Origin of the sequence: Mycolicibacterium psychrotolerans, from assembly GCF_010729305.1 — a bacterium.
Taxonomy (GTDB): Bacteria; Actinomycetota; Actinomycetes; order Mycobacteriales; family Mycobacteriaceae; genus Mycobacterium; species Mycobacterium psychrotolerans.
Genome location: NZ_AP022574.1, coordinates 3,119,676 through 3,145,644, shown reverse-complemented (window position 1 = coordinate 3,145,644; position 25,969 = coordinate 3,119,676). Strand labels below are relative to the sequence as shown.

At 69.4% G+C, this 25,969-nt stretch carries 21 protein-coding genes and 1 pseudogene; 5 read left to right on the top strand and 17 right to left on the bottom strand.

What is annotated here, in order from left to right; genetic code table 11:
- Nucleotides 1-57 precede the first annotated feature (57 nt).
- Genes G6N45_RS15310 through G6N45_RS15300 form a run of 3 tightly spaced genes read left to right on the top strand, consistent with a single transcriptional unit; the run spans nucleotide 58 to nucleotide 3,776 of the window.
- The gene (locus G6N45_RS15310; protein WP_163723057.1) at nucleotides 58-1,041 is read left to right on the top strand and encodes an NAD-dependent epimerase/dehydratase family protein; all 984 of its coding nucleotides are present in this window, start codon (nucleotides 58-60) and stop codon (nucleotides 1,039-1,041) included.
- A gap of 56 nt (nucleotides 1,042-1,097) precedes the next feature.
- Nucleotides 1,098-3,317 (top strand): MDR family MFS transporter, encoded by a 2,220-nt coding sequence (locus G6N45_RS15305; protein WP_264059387.1) that lies wholly within the window; start codon nucleotides 1,098-1,100, stop codon nucleotides 3,315-3,317.
- Nucleotides 3,318-3,326: 9 nt separating this feature from the next.
- Nucleotides 3,327-3,776 carry a DoxX family protein gene (locus tag G6N45_RS15300; protein ID WP_163723056.1) on the top strand — a complete coding sequence of 150 codons (450 nt, stop codon included), beginning with the start codon at nucleotides 3,327-3,329 and terminating at the stop codon, nucleotides 3,774-3,776.
- Nucleotides 3,777-4,033: 257 nt separating this feature from the next.
- On the opposite strand, the pseudogene G6N45_RS15295 reads toward G6N45_RS15300, so the two are convergent.
- The 7 genes and pseudogenes from G6N45_RS15295 to G6N45_RS15265 all read right to left on the bottom strand — a co-directional run bounded on the left by G6N45_RS15295 (nucleotide 4,034) and on the right by G6N45_RS15265 (nucleotide 14,483).
- Nucleotides 4,034-4,895, bottom strand: a pseudogene (locus tag G6N45_RS15295) (TIGR03619 family F420-dependent LLM class oxidoreductase).
- Between the two features lie 7 nt (nucleotides 4,896-4,902).
- Nucleotides 4,903-5,532, bottom strand: a complete 630-nt coding sequence (locus G6N45_RS15290) for a PaaI family thioesterase (RefSeq protein WP_057148549.1) — start codon at nucleotides 5,530-5,532, stop codon at nucleotides 4,903-4,905.
- Nucleotides 5,533-8,523, bottom strand: coding sequence for a bifunctional [glutamine synthetase] adenylyltransferase/[glutamine synthetase]-adenylyl-L-tyrosine phosphorylase (locus G6N45_RS15285; RefSeq protein WP_163723055.1), 2,991 nt, complete (start codon nucleotides 8,521-8,523; stop codon nucleotides 5,533-5,535).
- A 29-nt stretch (nucleotides 8,524-8,552) separates the two neighbouring features.
- Nucleotides 8,553-9,893 carry a type I glutamate--ammonia ligase gene (glnA, locus tag G6N45_RS15280; protein WP_163723054.1) on the bottom strand — a complete coding sequence of 447 codons (1,341 nt, stop codon included), beginning with the start codon at nucleotides 9,891-9,893 and terminating at the stop codon, nucleotides 8,553-8,555.
- 45 nt (nucleotides 9,894-9,938) lie between these two features.
- Complete coding sequence (locus tag G6N45_RS15275) at nucleotides 9,939-11,429, bottom strand: alpha/beta hydrolase (RefSeq protein WP_163723053.1); 1,491 nt, start codon at nucleotides 11,427-11,429, stop codon at nucleotides 9,939-9,941.
- A gap of 63 nt (nucleotides 11,430-11,492) precedes the next feature.
- Nucleotides 11,493-13,028 carry an alpha/beta hydrolase gene (locus G6N45_RS15270; protein WP_179965183.1) on the bottom strand — a complete coding sequence of 512 codons (1,536 nt, stop codon included), beginning with the start codon at nucleotides 13,026-13,028 and terminating at the stop codon, nucleotides 11,493-11,495.
- A 63-nt stretch (nucleotides 13,029-13,091) separates the two neighbouring features.
- The gene (locus G6N45_RS15265) at nucleotides 13,092-14,483 is read right to left on the bottom strand and encodes a WS/DGAT/MGAT family O-acyltransferase (RefSeq protein WP_163723051.1); all 1,392 of its coding nucleotides are present in this window, start codon (nucleotides 14,481-14,483) and stop codon (nucleotides 13,092-13,094) included.
- Between the two features lie 157 nt (nucleotides 14,484-14,640).
- Here G6N45_RS15265 and panB point away from each other — a divergent pair, with 157 nt between their 5' ends.
- Nucleotides 14,641-15,483, top strand: coding sequence for a 3-methyl-2-oxobutanoate hydroxymethyltransferase (panB, locus tag G6N45_RS15260; protein ID WP_163723050.1), 843 nt, complete (start codon nucleotides 14,641-14,643; stop codon nucleotides 15,481-15,483).
- Here the strand turns inward: panB and G6N45_RS15255 are convergent.
- Both G6N45_RS15255 and G6N45_RS15250 read right to left on the bottom strand, forming a co-directional pair.
- A complete protein-coding gene (locus tag G6N45_RS15255) occupies nucleotides 15,480-16,259 on the bottom strand; it encodes an enoyl-CoA hydratase/isomerase family protein (RefSeq protein WP_163723049.1) in 780 nt (259 codons plus the stop codon). The two genes, panB and G6N45_RS15255, sit on opposite strands and share 4 nt — an antisense overlap.
- Nucleotides 16,260-16,283: 24 nt before the next feature.
- Nucleotides 16,284-18,065, bottom strand: a complete 1,782-nt coding sequence (locus G6N45_RS15250; RefSeq protein ID WP_163723048.1) for a fatty acyl-AMP ligase — start codon at nucleotides 18,063-18,065, stop codon at nucleotides 16,284-16,286.
- Nucleotides 18,066-18,217: 152 nt separating this feature from the next.
- On the opposite strand from G6N45_RS15250, the gene G6N45_RS15245 reads away from it, so the two are divergent.
- Nucleotides 18,218-19,711, top strand: a complete 1,494-nt coding sequence (locus G6N45_RS15245; RefSeq protein ID WP_163723047.1) for a CYTH and CHAD domain-containing protein — start codon at nucleotides 18,218-18,220, stop codon at nucleotides 19,709-19,711.
- A 160-nt stretch (nucleotides 19,712-19,871) separates the two neighbouring features.
- On the opposite strand, the gene G6N45_RS15240 is transcribed toward G6N45_RS15245, so the two are convergent.
- The 8 genes from G6N45_RS15240 to G6N45_RS15205 all read right to left on the bottom strand — a co-directional run bounded on the left by G6N45_RS15240 (nucleotide 19,872) and on the right by G6N45_RS15205 (nucleotide 25,720).
- Nucleotides 19,872-20,180 (bottom strand): hypothetical protein, encoded by a 309-nt coding sequence (locus G6N45_RS15240; protein WP_163723046.1) that lies wholly within the window; start codon nucleotides 20,178-20,180, stop codon nucleotides 19,872-19,874.
- Nucleotides 20,177-20,491, bottom strand: coding sequence for a hypothetical protein (locus G6N45_RS15235; RefSeq protein WP_163723045.1), 315 nt, complete (start codon nucleotides 20,489-20,491; stop codon nucleotides 20,177-20,179). The genes G6N45_RS15240 and G6N45_RS15235 overlap by 4 nt, the downstream gene beginning before the upstream one ends.
- A gap of 2 nt (nucleotides 20,492-20,493) precedes the next feature.
- Entirely contained in the window at nucleotides 20,494-21,363 is an 870-nt protein-coding gene (locus tag G6N45_RS15230) for a phage major capsid protein (protein ID WP_163723044.1), read from the bottom strand.
- A 116-nt stretch (nucleotides 21,364-21,479) separates the two neighbouring features.
- Nucleotides 21,480-21,683 (bottom strand): hypothetical protein, encoded by a 204-nt coding sequence (locus tag G6N45_RS15225; protein ID WP_163723043.1) that lies wholly within the window; start codon nucleotides 21,681-21,683, stop codon nucleotides 21,480-21,482.
- Nucleotides 21,684-21,763: 80 nt separating this feature from the next.
- Nucleotides 21,764-22,228, bottom strand: a complete 465-nt coding sequence (locus tag G6N45_RS15220) for a hypothetical protein (protein ID WP_163723042.1) — start codon at nucleotides 22,226-22,228, stop codon at nucleotides 21,764-21,766.
- On the bottom strand, nucleotides 22,225-22,932 hold the full coding sequence (locus G6N45_RS15215; RefSeq protein ID WP_163723041.1) for a hypothetical protein: 708 nt from the start codon (nucleotides 22,930-22,932) through the stop codon (nucleotides 22,225-22,227). Before G6N45_RS15215 ends, G6N45_RS15220 begins: the two co-directional genes overlap by 4 nt.
- Nucleotides 22,929-24,272 carry a phage portal protein gene (locus G6N45_RS15210; RefSeq protein ID WP_163723040.1) on the bottom strand — a complete coding sequence of 448 codons (1,344 nt, stop codon included), beginning with the start codon at nucleotides 24,270-24,272 and terminating at the stop codon, nucleotides 22,929-22,931. Before G6N45_RS15210 ends, G6N45_RS15215 begins: the two co-directional genes overlap by 4 nt.
- Nucleotides 24,269-25,720: a terminase large subunit domain-containing protein gene (locus G6N45_RS15205; protein WP_163723039.1), complete on the bottom strand. Its 1,452-nt coding sequence runs from the start codon at nucleotides 25,718-25,720 to the stop codon at nucleotides 24,269-24,271. The genes G6N45_RS15210 and G6N45_RS15205 overlap by 4 nt, the downstream gene beginning before the upstream one ends.
- Nucleotides 25,721-25,969 lie beyond the last annotated feature (249 nt).

Here is a 25,969-nt window from a genome sequence, read left to right as displayed (position 1 = left end):
CGTCCGCTCGAGACGGCGCACTGTTTCGCGCAGGCCGAATCGGGAAACTCGCACGCCATGGCATTGCGCGTCGGAGTCACGGGTCCCACCGGCGAGATCGGCAAGGCAGCCATCGCGGCGCTGGAGGATCATCCCGACGTCACCGCGATCGTCGGCATGGCCCGCCGCCCCTTCGACGCCGCGGCGGAAGGCTGGACCAAGACGGTCTACCGGCAGGGCGACATCCTCGATCGCGAGGCCGTCGACGACCTCGTCGCCGACGTCGACGTCGTCGTCCACCTGGCCTTCATCATCATGGGCACCCGAAGCGAGAGTGCCCGCGTCAATCTGACCGGCACCCGGAACGTGTTCGAGGCGACCGTCGCCGCGGCTCGCCCCCGCAGGCTCGTCTACACCTCATCGGTCGCCGCCTACGGCTATCACGCCGACAACCCGGTGCCCCTCACCGAGGACGTCGCCCCGCGCGGATCCGCCGAGCACTACTACTCCGAACAGAAAGCGGCGTGCGAGGCGGCGCTGGCCGAGATCACCGACGGCTCCGATTTGGAGGTGTACGTGCTGCGGCCGTGCATCGTCGCCGGACCCAAGGCGCCCGCGCTGGCCGACGCCATGCCGTGGAACCACCTGCCCGGGCCCGTCCGCCGCATCACGCGGGCGCTGCCGCTGCTGCGACCGCTGCCCGATCCGGGGACGCCGCTGCAGCTGGTGCACCACGACGACGTCGCGGCCGCCATCACGCTCGCGGTGACGACGACGTCCGCCCCGCCCGGGGCCTACAACATCGCCGGCGACGGCGTGGTGTCCATGTCCGAGGTCGCTGAGGCGTTCGGCGCGCAGCCGGTGAAGGTGCCGCGGGCGGCCGCGGTCATGACCTCCGAGCTCCTCTCGCGGCTGCCGTTCGTGCCGTCTGCGCTGGAGTGGCTGCACGCCGGCCGTACCTCGGTGGTGATGGACACCGCCAAGGCCACGTCTGTGCTCGGGTGGCGGCCCCGCTACACCTCGGCCGAGACGCTCACCGCCCTCGCCAGCACCGTGCGTTGAGCAACCTCACAGCGGCGCGCGGTGTCGTTCGGAGCCGCTGCGGGTAGTTTCTGGCGGTGAGTGCGTCAGCGGTGGCCGAGAAGGCCGATCAGTCCGAACAGCTGGATGTGCACTCCCGCAACCTCGTCTTCACCGCCGTCGTGCTGGGCATGCTGCTCGCGGCGCTGGACCAGACGATCGTGGCGACCGCGCTGCCGACCGTGGTCGCCGATCTGGGCGGCGCCGGCCATCAGGCGTGGGTCGTCACCAGCTATCTGCTCGCCTCGACGATCGTGACCGCGGTGGTCGGCAAGCTGGGTGACATCTTCGGCCGTAAGAAGATCTTCCAGGTCGCGGTGCTGCTCTTCCTGCTCGGCTCGGTGCTGTGCGGGCTCGCGCAGTCGATGGGCATGCTGGTCGCGTCCCGGGCGCTGCAGGGCATGGGTGGCGGCGCGATCACCGTGACCGCGGTCGCGGTCATCGGCGAGGTGATCCCGCTGCGCGAGCGCGGCCGCTACCAGGGTGCGCTGGGAGCGGTGTTCGGCGTCACGACGGTCATCGGTCCGCTGCTCGGCGGCCTGTTCACCGACCATCTGACGTGGCGCTGGGCCTTCTGGATCAACGTGCCCGTCGCCGTCGTCGTCCTCGGCATCGCGGCGGTGGCCCTGCCCGAACTCGCGCGCACCGCGCGCCCGGTGCTCGACTACGCGGGCATCGTGCTGGTCGGACTCGGCGCGGCGGGCCTGACGCTGGCCACCAGCTGGGGCGGCACCACCTATCCGTGGGGCTCGGCGACGATCATCGGGTTGTTCGTGGTGTCGGTCGCGGTCCTGGTGGCCTTCGTCGTCGTCGAGCGGCGCGCCGCGGAACCGGTGCTGCCGATCCGGCTGTTCGGCAACCCGGTGTTCACGGTGTGCTGCGTGCTGTCGTTCGTGGTCGGCTTCGCGATGCTGGGCGCACTGACGTTCCTGCCGACGTTCATGCAGTTCGTCGACGGCGTCTCCGCCACCACCTCGGGTCTGCGAACCCTGCCCATGGTGCTCGGCCTGCTGGTGACCTCGCTGGGCAGCGGCGTCATCGTCGGGCGCACCGGGCGGTACAAGATCTTCCCGATCGCGGGCACCGCGATCATGGCGCTGGGGTTCGTACTGCTGTCCCGGATGGACGCGGACACCTCGACGCTGGTCCAGTCGCTGTATCTGCTGGTGCTCGGCGCCGGCATCGGCCTGAGCATGCAGGTGCTGGTGCTGGTCGTGCAGAACACCGTCGACTTCACCGATCTGGGCGTCGCCACGTCCGGGGTGACGTTCTTCCGCACCATCGGCAGTTCGTTCGGTGCGGCGATCTTCGGGTCGATGTTCGCCAACTTCCTGGACAACCGGCTGCCCGCGGCGATGGCGAGCAGCGGCGCACCGCCGGAGGCGGCGACCTCGCCGCAGGCGCTGCACCGGTTGCCCCAGGACGTCGCCGCGCCGATCATCGACGCCTACGCGGATTCGCTGAGCCGCGTGTTCCTGTTCGCCGCGCCGTTCGCTGTGGTGGGCCTGATCCTCGCGCTGTTCCTCAAGCAGGTTCCGCTGCGCGATGCTGCCGCGGCCGGCAGCACCGACCTGGGTGAGGGGTTCGGGATGCCGACGACGGCATCGCCGGAGAAGCTGCTCGAAGTGGCGATCGGGCGGATCCTGCAGCGCAGCCACGGGGTGGATCTGGACGCCGTCACCCGGGCGTCGCGAAGTCGCCTCGACCCGGCGCGGCTGTGGGCGTTGATCCAGGTGTACCGGTATGCCTCGGTCACCGGCACCGCTGATCTCGACGCCATCGCCGACGAGCGCCGGGTGCCGCGGCAGATCCTGGAGCCGACGTTCGACCGGCTCGTCGCCGGCGGCTATGCCACTAGCGCCGGCGGGGCGTTCTCGTTGACCGCAGCCGGCGCCGCCGAGGTGAACTCCGCGCGCGACGTGGTCGCCACCTGGATCACCGAGATGCTGGCGCAGTCGACCGAGTTCGAGGGCCGGCCGGACCGCCTTCAGGTGCAGGGCGCACTCGACCGGCTCGCGCGCAGCGTGCTGCTGGAGCGCCGCACACCTCGCGAGGAGACCCGGCCGATGAAGATCGGCGCCCCGCCGCGTCCGCCGGTGTCGGACCTCGAGACCACGAGGATGCGGTCGCTGTCCGCGCCGCCGATGGCCTCGCCGCGGATGAGCGATCCGCCGACTCGACCGTTCCGGCCGCGGGCGGCGATGCCGCCCCGCCCGGAGCCGCCCGCGCGCTATCCGGACCGTGGTCCGCTCCGCTAGTCTGCTGCTATGACCCAGAGACTGGACGCCCGACTGGCCACCTACTCCTCCCCTGCGCTGAGCCTCTTCCGCATCGTCGTCGGGGTGCTGCTGTTGCTGCACGGCACCATGAAGGTGTTCGGCTGGCCCCTCGGCCAGGCGGTACCCTCGGGCACCTGGCCGTTCTGGTTCGCAGGCATCCTCGAGATCGTGCTCGGCATCCTGATCACCGCCGGTTTCCTCACGCGCATCGCCGCGTTCATCGCCTCCGGCGAGATGGCGGTGGCGTACTTCTGGCAGCACTGGGCCGTGTTCAGCGGGAAACCGGCCAGCTTCTGGCCGTTCGATGCGCAGCTCGGCGGCAACGGCGGCGAGCTGGCCGTCGTGTTCTGCTTCGCGTTCCTGCTCCTCGCGACGATGGGCGCGGGCGCCTGGTCGGTCGACGGGCGACGGCGGCCGGCGGTGGTGGCCCGGCGCTGACGTCGGGTTTGCTCCCGGCGGCGCAGCGTCAGCGAAGTCGGCCGAGTCGCGAGTTTGCAGACACGCCGATAAATGTTGGTGAACGCAAGTATTTTCGTTGCTGACGTACCTAAGATGACCCGTTGTTGGCCGTGGTGGGAACGGTCCGGGGGGGTAATACCGTGGGGGGTTTTCCAGGCATATCGGCAGGATCGGCGCACTGGCTGTCACGCTCGGGGTCGGCACCGGAGTCGGGGCCTGCCCCGGCGAGCGTGTCCTCAGCCCTCTAGCGCCATGTCCGTGCGGAACCGGCGCATGCCGTCGACCTTCTGCTCGAGCGTCGCGTCGGGGCCGCCGTAGAACATCCACGGCATCGTGATGATGCCGGTGATGCCGCCGGCTTCGGCCCGTGCGTAATGCTCAGGGATGAACGCATCGGTCAGTGGCGTGATCACCTCGAAACCCTGCATGTCCAAACCCTTTTCGGACCGCAGCCGGCGCAGCGTGGCGATCCGTTCCAGTGCCTGCTCGGTGCTGATCAGGTCGCCGATCCAGCCGTCGTGGCGGGCGGCCCGGCGCAGCGCGATGTCCGAGAGCCCACCGACGTAGACGGGAATCGGTGGCGGCGTCGGCTCCATCTCCATCCGCGGCGCGGTGTAGAAATCGCCGGAGAACTCGGTCCAGCCCGGCGCCCACAGTTCCTTCATCAGCGCCAGCATCTCGTCGGTGCGCTTGCCGCGCTTCTCGAACTGCTGACCCAGCAGTTCGAACTCCTCACGGCACCAGCCCACCCCGACGCCGAGTTCGAGCCGGCCCCCGGGCCAGCACCGCGGCCGTCCCGATGGACTTCGCCGCCGAGTACGGGTCGCGCATCGCGGGCAGATAGACGGTCGTGACGAAACGCAGCCGGGTGGTCACCAGCGCGATCGCGCCGATCATCACCCACGGGTCCGGCCAGTCGGTGAAGGCCTCCCACCGCCTGCTGCCGTCCTTGGTGTACGGATACGGCGTCTGCAGTGTCTCGAGGTTGACGACGTGATCGGGGATGGCGATGCCGTCGTAGCCGAGTTCGTCTGCGGCCCGGGCGATCTCGATCGCTTCCCGGGTGTCCAGGAACGCCGTGGAGACATAGACCCTCACGGGGCGCTCAGCCGGCGTCCCGCGCCCACGCGGGCATGATGAAGACCCCTTCGGCCTCGACGGTCACCCCATCGGCGTCCTTCAGGTGTCCGCGCGCGAACGTCTTGGCGCCCTCGCTGCGCTCGACGAACGCCTCGGCGCGCACCGGCCCCAGATGGGTGCCGCGCCGGTAGCGCACGCTGATGGTGCCGGTGAACTTGGGCAGGTTCAGTCCCTCGCTGGCCACCTCGCCGAGGATGTGGTCGAGCACCAGCGCGCAGATGCCGCCGTGCACCCACCCCGGCGGGCCTTCGTAGGCCGGCCCGAGGGTGAACTCGCTCCAGCAGCTGCCGTCGGGCTCGTGTTCGACGACCATCGGCGGCGCGATCGCGTTGCGCAGTCCGACAGCGGGATTGGCCCACACCACCGGCCTGCCGGTGTCGGCGTGACGCAGCGTGGACCGGCCTGGGCGCGTGCGCTGCTCCAGCAGCGCCGTGGCCTCCTCGAGGTGTTCGAGAGCGAGCAGCACCGTCGCTTCGTCGACCTCGGTGTGGATCCCGACGTCGATGAGCGTGCGCAGCGCGTCGGTCAACGGCTCGTAGACCCGGCGTTGCCGCTCGAAGTCCTCGGCGCTGATCACATCGACCGTGAATTCCACTTACCCTCCAAACACTTTGCGCACGACGGCTTTCGCGCGTCGCGTCACCCGTAGGTAGTTGTCCAGGAACTCTCCCCCGTCGCCGTCGGGCCAGCCCGCCGCCACCGCGACGGCGTTGAGCAGCTTGCCCGGGCCCGGCAACTGATCGGTCGGCTTGCCGCGCACCAGCACCAGCGCGTTGCGCGCGCGGGTCGCCGTCAGCCACGCGTCGCGCAGCAGTTCGATGTCCCCCTCGGCGATCAGCTCGGCCGCCCCGATCGCGTTGAGCGTCTCCAGCGTCGAGGTGGTGTGCAGCGCCGGAATCTTGTGCGCGAAGCGCAGCTGCAGCAGCTGCACTGTCCACTCGATGTCGGCCAGCCCGCCGCGACCCAGTTTGGTGTGGGTGTTCGGGTCGGCGCCGCGGGGCAGCCTCTCGGCGTCGACGCGCGCCTTGATCCGCCGGATCTCCTGCACCGTCTGCGGGGACACCCCGCCGGCCGGATACCGCGTCTTGTCGATCATCAGCAGGAAGCGTTCGCCGAGTTCCAGATCGCCGGCCACCCGGTGCGCGCGCAGTAGCGCCTGCACTTCCCAGGGCTGCGCCCACTGGTCGTAATAGGCGGCGTACGAGGCCAGGGTCCGCACCAGTGGACCCTGCCGGCCCTCGGGCCGCAGGTTGGCGTCGACCTCCAGCGGCGGATCCGCGCCGGGCGTTCCCAACCGGGAGCGAACCTGTTCGGCGACGGTGACCGACCACTTCACCGCGACGGCTTCCTCGACGCCGTCGTGCGGCTCGCAGACGAACATGACGTCGGCATCGGAGCCGTAGCCGAGTTCGCGCCCGCCGAGCCGTCCCATGCCGATCACCGCGATGCGGGCGGGCGGACCGTGTTTCGGGGTGTTGGCGCGGATCACGGCATCGAGTGCGGCTTGCAGCACCGCCACCCACATCGACGTCAGCTGGGCACACACCTCGGTGACATCGAGCATGCCGAGCAGGTCTGCCGACGCGATGCGGGCCAGTTCACGCCGCCGCAGGGAGCGCGCCGCCGCGATCGCCCGGATCGGGTCGCTGTGCCTGGCCGCCGAGGCCACCAGTGAACCCGCCACGCCGTCGGTGTCGACGTCGCACAGCTTCGGGCCGTTGGGTCCGTCGGCGTAGAGCTGGATGACCTCAGGTGCGCGCATCAGCAACTCCGGCACGTACGCCGAGGTGCCCAGGACGTGCATCAGCCGCTTGGCCACCGCGCCCTCGTCGCGCAGCGTCGCCAGATACCAACGCTGCTCGGCTAATTCGTCGCTGATCCTGCGGTAGTTGAGCAGGCCGGCGTCGGGGTCGGGGGTGTCGGACAACCAGTCCAGCAGCGTCGGCAACAGCACCTGCTGCACCCGGCCGCGGCGCCCGCTGCTCGCGGTGAGGGCGGCCAGATGGGTCAGCGCGCTCTGCGGGCCCTCGTATCCCAGTGCGGCGAGCTGACGTTCGGCGGACTCGGCGCTCATGCCCAGACCGAGCGCGGTCTGGCCCACCGATTCGAGCAGCGGCTGATAGAACAGCTTGGCGTGCAGCCGCGAGACCCGGTGGCTCTGGCGCTTGAGTTCCTCGCGCAGCACCCCCACCGCGTCGTGGCGGCCGTCGGGCCGGATGTGGGCGGCGCGCGCGAGCCACCGCATCGCCTCGTCGTCGTCGTCTTCGGGCAGCAGGTGGGTGCGCTTGAGGCGCTGCAGCTGCAGCCGGTGTTCGAGCAGCCGCAGGAACTCATACGAGGCGGTCATGTTCGCCGCGTCGTCACGCCCGACATAACCGCCCTCGCCGAGCGCGGCCAGCGCGTTCACGGTCGACGCGACATGGAGCGACTCGTCGACGCGGCCGTGCACCAACTGCAGCAGCTGCACGGCGAACTCGACGTCGCGAAGGCCGCCGGTACCCAGCTTCAGTTCGCGCGACCGCACCCCGGCGGGCACCAGTTCGACCACCCGGCGGCGCATCGCCTGCACGTCGGCGACGAAGTCCTCCCGCTCGCAGGCCGTCCACACCATCGGCATCAGCGCGTCGAGGTAGCGGCGGCCGAGCGCGGCGTCACCGGCGGCCGAGCGCGCTTTCAGCAGGGCCTGGAACTCCCAGGTCTTGGCCCACCGCTCGTAATAGGCGACGTGGGAATCCAGGGTGCGCACCAGCGGACCCTGCTTGCCTTCGGGGCGCAGCGCGGCGTCCACTTCGAAGAACGCGTCGGAGGCCAGCCGCATCATCTCCCCGGCGATCCGGGTGGCCAGCGCCAGCCGGCCGTGCGAGCCGTCGTCGGCGACGAAGATGACGTCGACGTCGCTGACGTAGTTCAGTTCCCGGGCGCCGCACTTGCCCATCGCGATCACCGCGAGTGCGGGCGGCTCGTCGTCCGTGTCCTTTCTGTCCCCGCACACCGCACGGATGCTGACGGTCAGCGCCGCCTGCAGCGCGGCGTCGGCGAGGTCGGAGAGATGCTCCCCCACGACCGTGAACGGCAGCACCGGCTCGTTCTCCACCGTGGGCGCGACGTCGAGCGCGGCGAGCACCAGCAGCCGGTCCCGGTACAGGGTGCGCAGCTCAGGCGCGGCAGCCGTTGTGCCGGTTATGTTTTCGTTTTCGGCGATCTCGGCGAACATCCGCGCGAGCTCTGCAGGCGTGGGCAGGTTCACGCGGCCTGCGAGCAGATGCCACGACTGCGGGTGGGCGACGAGGTGGTCGCCGAACGCCAGCGACGAGCCCAGTGCGGCGAACAGCCGGCCACGCAGACCGCGGTCCTTGAGCAGGGCGCCGTTGAGCTCGTCCCACTCCGTGCCCAGCGCCTCGGCGAGCCGGACGACGGCACGAAGCGCGGTGTCGGCGTCGGGCGCCCGCGACAGCGACCAGAGCAGCTCGACGTGCGCGTCGGTGGTCCAGCCCAGCTGCTCCAGATCGGCCTGCGCCGTCGGCTCGACCAGCCCGAGTCGGCCGACGCCGGGCAGCTTGGGACGCTGCGTCGCGGGCTTGGCCATACCGGTGAATCTAGCCGAGCGTCCTTCGACTAAAGCGACAGGTAGTTCTTCAGCTCGAACGGCGTGACGTGGCTGCGGTAGTTCTCCCACTCGGCGCGCTTGTTGCGCAGGAAGAAGTCGAAGACGTGCTCGCCGAGCGCCTCGGCGACCAGTTCGGAGTCCTCCATCTGGGTCAACGCCACGCCGAGGCTGCCGGGCAGCTCCTTGTATCCCATGGCTCGTCGCTCTTCGGGGGTCAGGCTCCACACGTTGTCCTCGGCCTGCGGACCGAGCACGTAGTTCTTCTCGATGCCCCGCAGGCCGGCGGCGAGCAGCACCGCGAACGTCAGGTACGGGTTGCACGCCGAGTCGGGGCTACGCACCTCGACCCGCCGCGACGACGCCTTGTGCGGGGTGTACATCGGCACCCGCACCAGAGCCGAGCGGTTGGCCGCGCCCCACGACGCCGCGGTCGGCGCCTCACCGCCGTGCACGAGCCGCTTGTAGGAGTTCACCCACTGGTTGGTGACCGCACTGATCTCCTGCGCATGCTCGAGAATGCCTGCGATGAAGGACTTTCCGATCTCGGAGAGTTGCAGCGGGTCGTCGGCGCTGTGGAAGGCGTTGGTCTCGCCCTCGAACAGGCTCATGTGCGTGTGCATCGCCGAACCGGGGTGTTCGGCGAACGGCTTGGGCATGAACGAGGCGCGCACGCCGTCGCCGAGCGCCACCTCCTTGACCACGTAGCGGAACGTCATCACGTTGTCGGCCATCGACAGGGCGTCGGCGTAGCGCAGGTCGATCTCCTGCTGGCCCGGCGCGCCTTCGTGGTGGCTGAACTCGACTGAGATGCCCATCTGTTCGAGGGCGTCGATGGCGTGGCGGCGGAAGTTCGGGGCGGCGTCGTGGACGGCCTGGTCGAAGTAGCCGCCGTTGTCGGCGGGCACCGGCGGGGTGCCGTCGTCGGGGCCGGGCTTGAGGAGGAAGAACTCGATCTCGGGGTGGACGTAGCAGGAGAAGCCCAGATCGCTCGCCTTGGACAGCTGGCGGCGAAGCACGTGCCGGGAGTCGGCCCACGACGGGGAGCCGTCGGGCATCGTGATGTCGCAGAACATGCGGGCCGAGTGGTGGTCACCGGCGCTGGACGTCCAGGGCAGCACCTGGAACGTCGAGGGGTCGGGCCGGGCGACCATGTCCGCCTCGGAGATCCGCGCGAAACCCTCGATCGACGAGCCGTCGAAGCCGATGCCCTCCTCGAAGGCGCCCTCCAATTCGGCGGGGGCGATGGCCACCGACTTCAGGTATCCGAGCACGTCGGTGAACCACAGCCGGACGAAGCGGATGTCGCGTTCCTCCAGCGTGCGCAGCACGAATTCCTTCTGCCGGTCCATGCCCGAAGCCTAGGTTCCGCCTGTTAATTCTGTGTTACAGCGCTGCTAGCACCGTAAACCGGCGGGCGGCGGGACCGAGTCGATCAGGAAATTGACGACGGAGGTGTCGACGCACTGGTCGCCGTTGAACACGACGGTGTGCTGGCTGCCCTCGAAGGTGATCAGCGATGCGTTCATCTGGCGGGCCAGGTCGACGCCCGCCTGGTAGGGCGTCGCGGGGTCGCCCGTGGTGGACACGACGACGACCTTGCCGGGACCGGGCGAGGTGGCCGCACCGACGACCGGCGTCGGCGGCACCGGCCACAGCGCACAGATATCGCGCGGCGCGTACCCGGTGAAGGTCCCGTAGGCGGAGAACGGGGCCGCAGCCCGGATGCGCCGGTCGGCGTCGGCCCACGCGGCCGGGTCGGTGGGATAGGCCGAGTCGACGCAGCGGATCGCGGTGAACGAGTCCTGCCGGTTGCTGTAGTGGCCGTTGCGGTCCCGCTGCTGATAGTCGTCGGCGAGCAGCAGCAGGTCGATCGGGTCGGTGCCGCGCGCCAGCCCGAGCAGGCCGCTGGTGACAAACGGCCAGTAGCGCGGCGAGTACAGTCCGGAGACGGTGCCGGTGAACGCGTCCTGGTAGCTGAGCCCGCGCGGGTCGGACGTGGCGGCGGGGCGCGCGGCGAGCGGGTCGATGAGCTGGTGGTAGCGGGTCACGAACTGGGTGGGGTCGGTGCCCAGCGGGCACTCGGCGTCCTGGGCGCAGTCCGCGGCGTACTTGTCGAAAGCCTGCTGGAAGCCGGCCATCTGGTTGACGCTCTCGGTGATGGGGTCCAGGCTCGGGTCGACGGCGCCGTCGAGGACCATCGCACGCACCCGGTCGGGATAGCGGTCGGCGTAGGCGGCGCCGAGCTGGGTGCCGTAGGAGAAGCCGAGGAAGTTGATCTGGGCCTCGCCGAGTGCGGCGCGCACGGCGTCCATGTCCTGCACCGCCGAGGCGGTGCCGATTTCCTTCAGGAAGTCCGGGCCCATGTTCGTCAGGCACGCGCCCGCGAAATCGCTGAGCACGCCTTCGATCTGAGCGACACCGGCGGGGCTGTAGTCGGTCATCGGCTGCGCGCGGTACGCGTCGAACTGCGCGTCGCTGCGGCACCGCAATTGCGGGGTGGAGTGCCCGACGCCGCGCGGGTCGATACCGACCAGGTCGAACTGCTGCAGGATCGGCGAGCCGGCGAGGGCGCCACCCATGTCGGCGACGGTGTCGACGGCCGACGCGCCCGGTCCGCCCGGGTTGACGATCAGCACGCCGAGCCGCCTGCCGCTGGCCGGCACCTTGATCACCGCCAATTGTGCTTGCGCCCCATCGGGTTTCGCGTAGTCGACGGGAACCGACACGGTGGTGCACTGCGCGGCGGGAATGCGCGACGCATCCTTGACGACCGCCGCGCACGAGCCCCACGCCGTGTTCGGCGCCGCCTGCGCGGGCGGGCAGAGCGCAGCCGTCAGCACGCACACAGCCGCAATCGCCCGTCCCACCCGCCACATGGCGACCATGCTGTCATGCAACGGGACAGGGGGCGTCCCCCGGGACCCAACGGTGACCGGGCTGTTACCCCGTCAGCATCGTGTGTCCGGCGGCGGCACCGTCACGTCGACGAGGTAGCGCGTCGCGATGTCGTCGACGCAGGCATCGCCCTGCAGCGCAACGGTGTGCTGGGTGCCGTCGAAGGTGAGCAGGGTGCCGCCGAGTTGCTTGGCCAGATCCACGCCGGCCTGATACGGCGTGGCGGGATCGTTGGTGGTGGAAACCACCAGGATCGGCGGCAGCCCGGTCGCCTTGATCTCGTGCCGTTCGCTGGTGGGCGGCACCGGCCACATCGCGCAGGTGCCCAGCGGCGCAAAGCCGGTGAAGTCGCCGTAGCTCATGAACGGCGCCACCTCCCGCAGCCGGCGGTCCTGCTCGACCAGCGTGGCCCGGTCGGTGATCGCCGGCTTGTCCACACAGTTGACCGCGACGCGCACATCGGTGGAGTTGTTGTAATGCCCCTGGGCGTCGCGGCCCATGTACAGGTCGGCCAGCGACAGCATGGTGTCGCCGCGGCCCTGCTCGATCTCGGTGAGCGCCTGCGTCAGGTGGCGCCACAGGTTCGGCGAGTAGAGCGGCAGGATGGTGCCCACCACGGCGTCGGAGTAGCTCAGGCCACGGGGGTCGGCGGTCTGCGCCGGCTTGTCCACCAGCGGCCACACCAGCGACTGGTACACCTCCACCGCCTTGGCCGGGTCGGTGCCCAGCGGGCAGTTGGAGTCCTTGGCGCAGTCGGCGGCATAGTCGTCGAAGGCCTTCTGGAACGCCGCGGCCTGCCGGATGTCGGCCTCGATCGGGTCGGCGTTCGGGTCGACGGCGCCGTCGAGGATCATCGCGCGGACGCGCTCCGGGTAGGCCTCGGCATAGCCTGCGCCGATGCGGGTGCCGTAGGAGTAACCGAGGTAGGTCAGCTTCTCGTCACCGATGGCCTGCCGGATGGCGTCGAGATCCCTTACCACGCTTGTGGTTCCGACGTTGGCGAGGAAGTCCTTGCCCATCTTGTCGACGCAGCGTTGCACGAATTCCTTGGTGAGCTTCTCGATGTGCGCGACACCTTCGGGCGTGTAGGCGACGACGTTGTCGGCGCGCAACCTGTCGTTGTCGGCGTCACTGTTGCACCACACCGCCGGTGAGGAGTTCGCCACGCCGCGCGGGTCGAAGCCGACAAGGTCGAACCGCTGCCGCAGCTCCTCGGGCAGCGTCGCGATCATCGACGCAGCGGCGTTGACCCCGGATTCCCCGGGGCCGCCCGGGTTGACGATCAGGGATCCGATCTTGTCGCCGGTGGCCTTGAACCTCACCATCGCGATCTGGGCCACGGCGCCGTCGGCGCTGTCGGCGTTGTCCCAGTTCACGGGCACGGAGAGCAGACCGCATTCGGCGCCGATCGGGATCCGTGAGCGGTCCGACGGGCCGGCGGGGTGGCAGGACGTCCACTGGATCGGCGAGCCGGGTCGCGGCACCGAGATCATGGCGCGGCCGTCCACCACCTTGCTGCACCCGGCGACGAGCAGGATCACCGCGGTGAGGACGAGGCCGGATCTCGCGATCCCGGTCGTGTACTTCATGGCTCCACATGCTGCCATGAAGTCCCATCGCCGCTGGCGAGGCGCGGTTCGGGGCCGGGGTGGCTACCGGGTCGCCGCGAGCAGTTCGGCCAGCGCGACGTCGAAGTCGTCGGCCATGTCCCACAGGTCGGGCAGCAGTTCCGGGCACGACACGATCCCGACGTCGAGGTTGCCCGACAGCGACATCACGGTCATGTTCAGTCCCGAGCCGTGGAAGATCGGCCCGAGCGGATACATCGCCTCGACCTCGCAGCCAAGCATGTAAAGCCGCCCCTGGGGGCCCGGAACGTTGGACACCACGAGGTTGTGCACCGGCCGGGCGCCGGACAGTCGACTGCTCGCGTACACCCGCATCGCCGTGCCGAACACCGCGGGCGCGGCGAACTGGGTCCAGTCCTGCAGCAGGGTCGCCGCGATCGCCGAACTGTGTTGCTTGGCAACGGCATTGGCTTCCGCGATGGCCTTCAGCCGTTCCGCGGGGTCTTCGATGTTGGTCTCCAACCGGGCGAACATGCCCGACACCTGGTTGCGGCCGGGCCGGTCGGACTTCTCGTGCACCGACACCGGCACCATCGCCACCAGGGAGTTGTTCGGCAGTTCGCCCCGGTTGAGCAGGAACGTCCGCAGCACCCCGGACACCAGAGCCATCACCACGTCGTTGACCTTGACGCCGAAGTGGTTCTTGACGGTCTTGATGTCCTCGAGATCCAGCTGCGCGAACGCGACGTTGCGGTGTCCGGTCACGTTGGCGTTGAAGGCGGTCTTGGGGGCGACGAACGGCGGCGCCATCGTCATGCCGGTGCGTGCCCGTTTGACGGTGTCGATCACGGTGGTCAACGTGGTCGGCACCATGTTGACGAGCTTGAGCGGCCGCGCGGCGAAGCGCACGGCCCCGCTGACGGCGATCTCGATGTCGCTGCCGCCGCCCGGGCCGTCGACCGGTTCGGGCGCGGGCGCGTCGGGTTCGGTGGTGCACAGCTTGGACATCAGGTTGGCGCCCGTCACGCCGTCCACCGCGGCGTGGTGCACCTTGGTCATCACCGCGATGCGTCCGCCCTCGTGCGCGTCCGTTGCCCCGACGTTCTCGATCACCCACATCTCCCACAGCGGCCGGGTCCGGTCCAGCGTCAGCGAGGCGATGTGGCCGCAGATGTCGGCGAGTTCGCGGCGCCCGCCCGGGGACGGCAGGCCGATCCGGTGCAGGTGCCGGTCGACGTCAAAGTCCTTGTCGTCCACCCACACCGGATGGTCGAGGTTGAATCGGTTGTCGGCGATCCGCTCGCGGAATTCGGGCATCGCCCGGATCCGTTCGGCCATCAGGTCACGCAGCCGGTCGAACGTGTATCCGCCCGGCATCGTCGACGTGTCGAGTTCGAGGATCGAGCACACGTGCAACGGCTGGGCCGCGGTCTCGAGGTACAGGAAACTGGCGTCGAGCCCGCTGAGCCGTTGCATCCGCCGATCGTATGCGCGGCGTCCGCCGGTGTGAGCAAATCCACTTAACGTGTTGTTCAACTTCTGGTGACGTGGTGGCAGACTGGTCGGGTCAGCGGAATCCGGGGACCCGGAGCGGCCTCGAGGATCCGAAACGACGACCCTGCAGGGGACAACGATGTCTGAACAGACTGTCTACGGTGCTGTCGCCGGCGCCGGTGCGCCGCGGACGCGGGTCCGCACCCATCACCTCGCCAAGTGGAAATCCGAAGGCCACAAGTGGGCGATGCTGACTGCGTACGACTACTCCACCGCCGCGGTGTTCGACGAGGCCGAGATCCCGGTCCTTCTGGTGGGTGATTCCGCCGCCAACGTCGTCTACGGCTACGACACCACGGTTCCGGTGACCATCGACGAGCTCATCCCGCTGGTTCGCGGCGTCGTGCGCGGCGCTCCGCACGCACTGGTGGTGGCCGACCTGCCGTTCGGCAGCTACGAAGCGGGCCCGGCGCAGGCGCTGGCCACCGCCACCCGATTCCTCAAGGAGTCCGGCGCGCACGCGGTCAAGCTCGAAGGCGGCGAGCGGGTGGCCGAACAGATCGCCACCGTCACCGCCGCGGGCATTCCCGTGATGGCCCACATCGGGTTCACCCCGCAGAGCGTCAACGGCCTCGGCGGATTCAAGGTGCAGGGCCGCGGCGACGCCGCCGAGCAGACGATCCACGACGCGATCGCCGTGCAGGAGGCCGGAGCGTTCGCCGTGGTGATGGAGATGGTGCCGGCTGAGCTGGCCACCCAGATCACCGGCAAGCTCACCATTCCCACCGTCGGGATCGGCGCCGGCCCCAACTGCGACGCGCAGGTCCTCGTGTGGCAGGACATGGCCGGGATGACCAACGGCAGGACGGCGAAGTTCGTCAAGCGTTTCGGCGCGGTCGGTGACGAACTACGGCGCGCCGCAGCCGATTACGCGCAGGAAGTGGCGAGCGGCGTCTTCCCCGCCGAGGAGCACTCCTTCTAGGCGAACCCGGGTTTGCGTTTGGCCAGGAACGCATCCACCCCTTCGCGCCCGTCGGTGGTTTCCGCGCGCTGGGCGATCAACCGGCCCTCGAGTTCCATCTGCTCCTCGAGTCCGTTGGCGAAGCTGGCGAGCAGCAATGCCTTGACGCCGCCGTTGGAACCACCCGACGTGGCGGACATGGCGGCCCCGAGTTCGTCTGCCCGCGCGGCGACGTCGCCGTCGGGCAGCACCTCGGTGACCAGGCCCCAGTCGAGTGCCTCGCGGCTGGACAGCGTCCGATTGGTGAGCATCAGCTCCTTGGTGCGGGCCATGCCGATCAGGCGCGGCAGGAAGTAGGTCGAGCTGCCGTCGGGGCTGAGACCGACTCGGGTGTAGGCCATCGTGAACGACGCGGATTCGGCGGCGAGAATCAGATCGCCGGTGACCGCCAACGAGAATCCCGCGCCGGCCGCGGTCCCGTTGACGGCGGTGATGACGACGGCGTCCATGCGGGCGAAGGTCGAGATCGCGCGGTGCAGGTCGTCGGCGACGCCCTTCAGATGACGGCCGCGATGCGGTGCCGACGCGAAATCCTTCAGGTCGCCTCCGGCGCAGAAGAACCGTCCGGCGCCGGTGAGCACCACCACCTTGATCGCCGGGTCGTCGCAGTGCGTGGCGACATCGGCGAGTTCCCGCGTCATGGTGGCGTTCATGCCGTTCGCGGCGTCGGGCCGGTTCAGCGTGATCCGGGCGACCGCGCCGGAGCGCTCGAAGGCAATCGTCTGGTAGTCAGTCACACACCGGACTGTAACGCCGCCGGATCAGATGCCGCCCTCAAGATAGCGCGCCCGGCAGGCGCTGCGCGCCAGCTTGCCGCTGGTTGTCCGCGGAATAGCGCCTGCGGCAACGAGTTTCACGTCCGCTAACGGAATGGCGTGGCGCCGCGACACCGCTGCGCGGATGGCCTCGGCGATGGGCGCCGCCTCGGCACGACCGGCACCTGGCGCGCGCTCGGCGACGATCACCACCTCTTCGCGACCGACGCCGGGCACGGAGAAGGCGGCGACGAACCCCGACCGCACCGCTGCCGACGCCTCCGACACGGTGGCCTCGATGTCCTGCGGGTAGTGATTGCGGCCGTCGACGATCACCAGGTCCTTCACGCGGCCGGTGATGTAAAGCTGCCCGTCGAGGTAGACGCCGAGGTCGCCGGTGCGCAGCCACAGGGCACTTTCGGCGGCGCCCTCGGCGTGACTGGCCTGCACCAGCCGCGACTGCAGCTTGTTGCGGAAGGTCAACTCGGTCTCGTCGGTGCGGCCCCAGTAGCCGCGGCCGATGTTGTCGCCGTGCAGCCAGATCTCGCCGATGCGGCCGTCGGGCACCTCGCATTCGGTCTGCGTGTCGACGATCACCGCCCACTGGCTGCGGGCGACGTGCCCGCAGGAGACGCCGACCACGGCGTTCGGGTCGTCGGGGGCCACGCGCACGACCTGTCCGCGGCTCAGCGCCTCGCGATCCATGTGCACAGCGGCCGGCGACGAGCCGGGTTCGGTGGTGGAGACAAACAACGTCGCCTCGGCCATGCCGTAGGACGGCTTGATCGCCGCAGGATTCAGGCCGTACGGCGCGAACGCTGAGGTGAACGTCTCGATCGAGGCCATGCTGACCGGTTCGGAACCGTTGATCAGACCGGCCACGTTGCTCAGGTCCAGCGCGTCGCCGGCGGGCGGCAGGCCACGCTGGGCGGCGAGGTCGAAGGCGAAGTTCGGCGCGGCCGCGAACGTCGGCCTGTCGGACGCGCCCAGTTCGCGGATCCATCGGTAGGGCCGGCGCACGAACGCCACGGGCGACATCAGCGTGATGTGCACGCCGAGCAGCGCCGGGAACATGATCATCAGCAGACCCATGTCGTGGAACAGCGGCAGCCAGCTCACGCTGCGGGTGTCCCAGTCCAGCCCCACCGACTCGATCATCTGCACGACGTTGGTGCAGGCGCCGCGGTGGGTGATCTCGACACCGGCCGGGGTCCGTGTCGACCCCGAGGTGTACTGCAGGTAGGCGATGTCGTCGGTTGCCACCGGCGCGGGCACGAAGTCGCGGCCGATCGCGTCGGGGACGGCGTCGACGGCGATGATCCGGGGCCGCTGCGGACGAGGGATCGTGCGCAGGAACTCCCGGACCGGCTCCGCCGCGGCGGTGGTGGTCAGCACCACGGTGGGCCGGGCGTCGCCGAGCACCGCGTGCAGCCGGTCGGTGTGACCGGGAAGTTCCGGGGCGAACAGGGGCACCGCGATGGCTCCGGCCTGGATCGCGGCGAAGAAGCCGACGACGTAGTCGACGCCCTGGGGGGCGACGATCGCGATCCGGTCGCCGGGGTGGGTGACCTGTTGGAGCCGCGTCCCCACCGCCCGTAGACGGGCGCGGAACGCCGACCACGTCAACTCGACCGTGCGGTCATGGTCGAAGTCGAGATACCGGTAGGCAGGGGCGTCGCCCAACTGTTCGGCATGTCGATCGAGGAACGACGTCAGCGTGACTCCGGCCGGGATCTCGATATTGCCTTCGGCGTCGAGATAGTCGTGGAGCCGCAGTTCTGGACTCATAAGAGAATCATAAGAGGGTCGCCGACGAATGCGTGCGGCTGCGCCCGTGTTCGGCGTCGTGTCGGTAGCGGTTCGATCACGGCGCAGGTGCTTGCGGTTCACTTCCGTGTGGCAATCTTGGGTCCCCCGCGATGCCCGAAACGAAGGTGCCCATGTCAGCCCGATCGTCCGAAACGTCCAGGTACACCGAGACCGAGCGCAAGTTCGACGTGGTCGAATCGGCAGTCAGCCCGTCCTTCGACGGACTGACCGCGGTGTCCCGCGTCGAGCGGTCGGCGTCACAGTCACTCGACGCTGTCTACTACGACACAGCCGAGCACGACCTGGCCCGTCATCGGATCACGCTGCGGCGCCGCACCGGCGGCACGGATGCCGGCTGGCACCTGAAACTCCCGGCGGGCCCGGACAGCCGCACCGAGGTGCGCGCCCCACTGGAGGAGGGCACACCGGTTCACCCGCAGGTGCCCGACAGCCTCCGCGACGTCGTGCTCGCGATCGTGCGGGAGCGCGGGCTGGCGCCGGTGGCGCGGATCAGCACGGCGCGCAGCGTCCAGATGCTCTACGGTCCGGACGGCTCGGCGGTGGCCGAGTTCTGCGACGACCAGGTGACGGCCAGCGCTGTCGACGGCGAGGAACAGCAGTGGCGCGAGTGGGAGCTGGAGCTCACCGAGGGCGCCGACCGTGATCTGTTCAAGCCCCTGACCCGACGCCTCCTCGATGCCGGTGCCCGCCCGGCCGGGCACGGCTCGAAGTTGGCGCGCGTGCTCGGATCCGGCGACGGTTCCGACTCTCCGGCAGCGCTGAGCGACCCGGTGCATCGGGCGGTCGCCGAGCAGGTCGCGGCGCTGATCGAGTGGGACCGCGCCGTCAGGTCGGATGTCTACGACTCGGTGCACCAGATGCGGGTGGCCACACGCAAGATCCGCAGCCTGCTGCAGTCCTCCGAGGGGGCGTTCGGGATCTCCGACGATCACTGGGTTCTCGCCGAACTGCGGGAGCTGGCCGGTGTCCTCGGCGTCGCGCGCGACGCGGAGGTGCTGGCCGAGCGGTACCAGAGCGCGCTCGACGGACTGCCGGAATCGAATGTGCGTGGCCCGGTGCGGGAGCGCCTGGTCGAGGGCGCGCAGAAGAAATACCAGACCGGCTGGAAACGGTCGCTGGCGGCGATGCGGTCGCCGCGTTACTTCCACCTCCTCGACGCGCTTGAAGCGCTGGTGACGGCCGAACCGCCGCCTCCGGCCCCGGGCGAGGAGCGGGCCGACGTCACGATCGACTCCGCCTACAAGCGGGTCCGCAAAGCGGCGAAGAAGGCGCGCGCCGCGGCCGAGGAACAGGACGAGCACGTCGACGAGGCGCTGCACCGCATCCGCAAGCGCGCCAAGCAGCTGCGCTACACCGCGGCGGCGACCGGGCAGGGCAAGGTTGCCGACCGCGCCAAGTCCATCCAGACCTTGCTGGGCGATCACCAGGACAGCGTGGTGAGCCGGAGTCATCTGAGCCGGCAGGCCGAGCTGGCGCACGCCGCCGGCGAGGACACGTTCACCTACGGGCTGCTCTATCAGCAGGAGCACGACCTCGCGCTGCGCTGCGAAGAGCAGGTCGAGGATGCGCTCGAGGCGCTGCACAAGGCCGTGCGCAAGGCGTGACCCCGAAGGGCGGATGAGCTGACCTATAAGCCGGAACACGTTCGCTGGGCGTTTGCCGTGTTTGCTGACGTTTGACGTGTTGGAAGTGCCTGGTCAGGGCGTTGGTTGTGTTGGCTAATGATGAGCGTTGCTGATCCTGCTGCGGACGCTCTGCGGACGGTCAGTGCGCGCGGACGATGGCCTCGTAATGCCGAATGCCGCCACGGGCGTCGTAGACCGGCGTGATGGCCGAGTCCAGCCGGGCGTGCTCTCGCGTCCCGAACGAGACCGTCACGATGCTGGCGTCGGACACGTTGAGGGTGCGCGGCAGGATCAACCTGTAGAAGTTGCTGAAAATGAGCTTGCCGCCGAACGGTTCGAGCTTGCCGTCGAGACGCTCGGTCACCACGGTGCCGTAGTAGGTGCGCGAAAACTCGGTGTTCTCGGACTTGCGCCGAAAATTGATGGTGATCTTGTCGCGACCGATCACCGCGCACGCACCCGGTAGCGGTTGAGGACGATCTGCTCGGCGAGGTTCCACCCTTGCCAGCCACCGCGCACTGCCACGCTGCCGTAGTCGGTCGCGATCTGCTCGGGATTGGCGACGAGTCGCGCTGTGGCCGTGACGATTACGGCGGCGATGTCCTCGGCGGGTTCCGCCCCGACGAACCCACGGCCCCGCGTGTAGCTGCGCGCCAGCGCGGTGATGATGGCGGCGTGATCCCCGGCCAGGGCGACGGCCTCGGTGTTGTCGCCCTGGCCGAGAAACTCGGCGACCTGCTGGCCGGTGACGGCGGGCATGGTCAGATCGTGATGCCGGTGAGCTTCACGACGGCCTCGGGGTTGAGCGGCTTTGCGTCATAGCGCGCCACCACCCGAATCGCCATCTGGTCGAAGTCACCGAACGTCTGGTCGAGAATCTTCACCGACGGCGCGAGGTCGCGGGCCACGGCGATCTTGGAGAAGTCGACCAGCGCGGCGCGACCCGTCGGGGTGCCGCCCGTGGTGTCGGGCACCCGGTTGGACACGATCACCGGATGCCCCAGCAACGTGTAGCCGCTGCCTGCGGTCACGTCGGGCTCGACGATGTACTTGCCGTCCGTGGCCTTGATCTTGCGCAACGCGATCAGCTCGCGGGAGGTCATCACCCACCGCATCGCCGCCGGGTCCACGTTGGCCCCCAGCGCCAGCGCCTCGGCGTCGTGCAGGTCGTCGAGCGCCAGCGCGCCGTCAACAGCGAGGGTCTGGGTACCGGCCCACGCGAACAACCCCTGCGGGGTCGTGACGCCGTCACCGGACGCCGAGAACAACTGGCTGTCGATCTTGGCGGCGACATCGGTCACCAGCCGGTCCTTGAGCGCGGCGTCCAGCGCCACGACGGACTGGCGGGCCAGCTCGTTGGAGTAGCGGGTCAGCGTCTTGAGCGACTTCATGGTGGACGGCAGTAGCTCCACCTCGTCGAAATCGGGGTTCGCCTCGGGAATCTGCTCGTTCTCCCCGACCCAGGTGACGACGGTCGGCCCGCCCAGCTTGGGGATGCGCAGCGGGCTGGCGGTGTCGAAGATGCGCGGCCCGGCGGCGAGGAACTTGGCCTCGGCTTCGAGTGGCTTGACGAGAATCTTGGCGACCTGCTCCTGAGTGAGTTCGGTCGCGGTGGCGGTGGATACAGCCATGATGGCTCTCCTGACGGGTCGAAAACAGCGGTCTAGGTATTCCGCCGCGTCATCAGGACGCCAGAGCGATGGGGCCGCGCATCAGGCGCGACCCCATCAGCATAGCGATTGACCTGTTACTTGCTCACGTTGACATCCGTAGGGCCGCCGGGCAGGTAGCCGTGAGCAGCACCGACAACAAGGGCATACGCGTATCCCAATGACTGCAAGGTGCTTCCGCTGTTCGTGCCCGAAGCCAGCTTTTCGATCCGCCGCAGTATTGCGAGCTTGGCGGCCTCCGAAGCCTCGGTGATCTGGTCCTGCACGTCGTCGTCTGCCATTGGTTTCCTCTCGAACTACGTCAGTGGCCGCGCGGATTGCGGCCCGGTGTTGACGCTATCGAAGCGGTCCGACACGTAGGTCAGGCGCGGGAACGCAGGATGCCCGCGAGGTCCACGGTGTCCCCCGTCCGCGTCGCCCCCTGCCCGATGTCGCCGACGGGACGCCGGGACGCCAGGTGCGGCTTACGGGTCAGCAGATCGTCCACCGCAGCCGCGAGGGCGTCGGCGTCGTCCAGGTGGGCGGCGTCGAAATCGAGATCGCTGGGGTCGGCCAGTCGGCCCGTCGCGGCCACCAGCGCGGTGTGGAGACGCTGCGCCAGCACGTCGGCCTCGGCAGCCCGTTCGCGGTACCGCTGGTTCTCGCGGCGCAGCTTCTCGACGTAGGGGCGGGTGAACGTCTCACCAGCGCCGCCATCGTCCTCGTCGTCGTCGGTCTCGGCAACGTCGTCGGCACCGGCATCCTCGTCGGTCTCCACGTTGTCGGCCTGCTCGGCGCCCTCGGTGATCTGGTCGTCAGTGGTGTTGTCGTCGAGTGTGGCGCTCATGCTGGTTTCTCCATTTTCTCTGTGCCGCTGCGCATTTCGCCCGGCGTAGTCATCACGATCTGTTGCTGACAATTGCAATTGAGGTGCCGCTTGAAATGGGCGTCCTTCGGGAACACCCGCCCGTCCTCGGCCCACCGCTGGCACCGCTCGCAGGGGTCGGCGTCGAGCACCCGCGTCCACCCCTCCACCTGCGGCAGCCGGTTGATGATCTCGACGACGATGTCCTGCCCGGTGTCGAGCGGCTCGGCGCGGGCCAGCCGTTCCAGGCGCATCGCCGCAGTGTCCACCGGGTCGGCGTTTTCGGCGGGTTCCTCGGCGTCGCTGGACTCGCTGCCCTCCTCGGCGGGTTCGTCGTCGGCACGTTCCTCGGCAGGTCCGTCGTCCAGGTCGTCGGGTTCGTCGTCGTCCAGATCGTCCAGGATCGTCGCCACCGCCTTGGTCAGCCGGGGGCCGTCGTCGGTCGGCGCAATTCCCGTCGGCGGTGCCGGTTCCCGAGACGCCACCTCGATCTGAGCAGTCACGAAGAGATCGGCAAGCGTTGTCGCCGCAGCGTTGGCGACGTTGACCACCGCCGCCATCGCCTCGGTGGCTGCGGGCGGCGACAAACCCCCGGCTTGCAACGCGGCGTAGAGCGCCAGCATTTGCGCAGCGGTCGCCGCCGCCAACGCCTCGGTCTGCGCCTGGTAGTCCTCGACGACGCTCACGCGGTCTGACCGCCCCTCACCAGACTGAGCCCGGCCCCGTCGAGCGCCTCGGCACGACGCGCCACCCGAATCTCGGCGATCTCGTCATCGGAGTAGCCGAGCTTGGCCAGCGCGTAGGACGCGGGCAGCAAACCGGCCTGGTGGAGCTTGACCACCGCGTCGGCCTCCTGCGCCACCGAGCGGGTCGCGGCGTCGGCCCACTGCACCCGCACCTCCACCGTCGCCGGGTCCACACCATCGCGGACGGCGACGACGAGCCGGGCCACCTGTTCCCAGGCACGCCCGAACGTCGCCTGACGAGCCTCGGCGCGGGCCGTCAGCGATGCCTCCGCAGCCCGCAGCGCGTCGGCGCTCGCGGGGTTGTCGGTGAACACCCCGACGTAGTGCGCGGGCAGCGTGGACACCGCCATGATCTGGCCGAGGATCACCCGCACCGCCGCCTCGTAGCCACCGAGGTCGGCGGCGTTGAGCTGCCCGAACTTGGCCTGATCGTTCTCGCTGATCATGGCGCGGTGACCCTCGGGGATGGGATTGACCTCCCGCATCACCGGCTGCCCGGCCTCGTCGAGCACCGGGTCGCCCTCGGCGTCGAGCACCGGCTCCTCGGTCAGCTCGATGCCGGTGGCCCACCGCCGGGGCCGACCGACGTACTCGCTGGTGACCATCAGGTCGGCCAGCGTCTTGTTCAGCGCATCGACCAGCGGCATGAGGTCGTCGATTTCGCTGCTGCCGAAGTCGTCGAGCAGCCGGTCGGAGTTGCGCAGGTTGACGACCGGGACGACACCCAGCGGGTTGGGGATCGTCCCGATGGTCTGAAACCCGGTGATGGTCGCGCCGGTCGAGTTGGCCCGCAGCCGCACGATCTCGTCGGGCAGGTACAGCGCGGCCTCGGTGGTCGTCTTGGTCTCCCACCGCTTCACCGCGGCGGTGATCTGACGCGTCGCCGGATCACGTTGCACGGCAACCTGTTTCGCCGACTCGATGGTCACGTTAGGCCGCCCGAGCGCGTCGGCCCACACGATGACGTAGCTGTCGCCGAACAGCAGCGCCTCGCGGTGGGCGACACCGCTGGTCTGGTCCAGGTCGTTCCTGATCCACTCGGCCCACACGTCGGCGGCAGTGAACCCGGTGATGCGCAGCCGCTCGGCCAGCGCGGTGACCGCCAGACGGGGGATGTTCGACGCCATGCGCCCGAACCGGGTGCCCAGCGCCACCTTGGCCTCTGGCGACAGGAACGCCAGCGGTTGCGTGCCGTCGTAATAGCGGTCCAGCGCGGTGTACGTGGCCACCGGCTCGTCCAGCTTCTGCAACAGGGTGGTCAATGTTTCGGTCTGGGTCATGCGAAACTCCTTGCTCTCTTACGGTTCTTGGTTCCATGCCACGCCGCACGGTCGAACGCCACGATGGCGGCGACGGCGGCGTCGATCTTGCGAGGTGATCCCCGCTTGTCTTTGCTGACCAGATCGCCCATCGGGGTCGGTTTGGCGACGCAATGCGCCACGTGCAGCGCCAGCCGCGAGTCGCCGTCGTGGGCGACGGCTTTGGTCGTCACCGCCTGATACAGCCGGTCGGTGGCCGGGGCCATCCGCTGCGCATTCGCGGTGTTCCACTCGACGACGCGGCGCTCACCGTGCCGCTTGGCCCACTGCTCGATCTCGCTGCGCCAGCCCCACGGGTCCGCAGCCAGCTCGGCGACGTCGTAGCGGTCGAACGCCATGTCCACAGCGCGGTCCACGTCCTCACGGGGCACCCGCCAGCGCGGATCGCCGGGGTTCTCCCAGATGCCCTCAAGCCAGATATAGCCGTCGAGCGTGCAGCCAACGAGCGCCGTGGAGTCCCCACTGGCGCTGCCGTCGAACGCCAAGACCACCCGCTCACGGGGCTGTACGGCCCGTTGCGCCGCGCAGTCGTCCCAGGCACCCCACGGCAGCCACGCCTCCACCCCGGTCACCCACTGACCAAGCCGAAGCTGGCGGAACACCGGCTCGCGGATCGTCCGGCGGGCAGCCTCGATGCCGTCCTCGCTCAGGAACGGGTCACGGCACGCCAGCGCCGGATTGCCGACGCGCCACGCCTTACGGTCGGTCGCCGTGCAGCCATCGGGGGCGGCGAACTCCCGGAAGTAGAACGACGGGTCATCACCGCCGCGCCCGTGCTCCACCAGCCGCCACATCACGCTGTCCGGCGAGCTGGCCGGGGTGCTAATCGCCAGCGTCAGCGACTCGGGCCGCTTCCCCGACACCGAGGTCACCGCCTCCCAGACGGCCTCGGTGACGACGTGCAACTCATCCACGATCAACAGCGACGGGTCGTGCCCGTGCAGCGCACCCGGCTCGGCGGGCAGCGGCAATAGGGTGGCGTCGTTCTCGGGCAGATACAGCCGGTCCGCGAACACCTGCACCCGCTCGGCGAGCACCGGATTCAGCTCGACCATGCGCTTGGCGTAGCGCAGCGTGATGTTCGCCTGCCGCTGGTCGCTGGCGACCACCAGCACCTCGGCGGACATGTCGCCGACGAACAGCTCAGCCACCGCCAGCGCAGCGGCCAGCATGGTCTTGCCGTTGGCGCGCGGGATGGACACCAGCGCGGTGCGGACACCCGGCGCGAACGCGCCGCCGATGATGTCCCGCTGGAACGTCCGCAGGTTGAACGGCTGACCGGCACCATGACCGCGCGGCGTCACCAGGTACTCCCCTATGAACCGCTCACGGCGCGCCGCCCGCCCCGCCGGATAGTCCGACAGGTCCAGCGGCGCGGCCTTGACCGTGCCCTTCGGCCCGGCCCTCATCGCGGCACCCCGTTAGCTGTCGCCAGTTCGCTGTTTGCTGGCCGTCTGCGGATCGACCCGAAATCGGTGAGTTTCTCGAACTTAGCCTCACCGCGCGGGTCTGATACCCCCCGGGGAGGGGTCATCCCCCTGGTCTCGCGCGAGGGGCGTGTTTGCTGGCCCCGTACAGGAGTTTGCTGCGCGCGGGCTGCGCCACGGGCGCGGTTGCACGGGCCGCACACCACGTCCACGTCGGCCAGCCGGATCGGC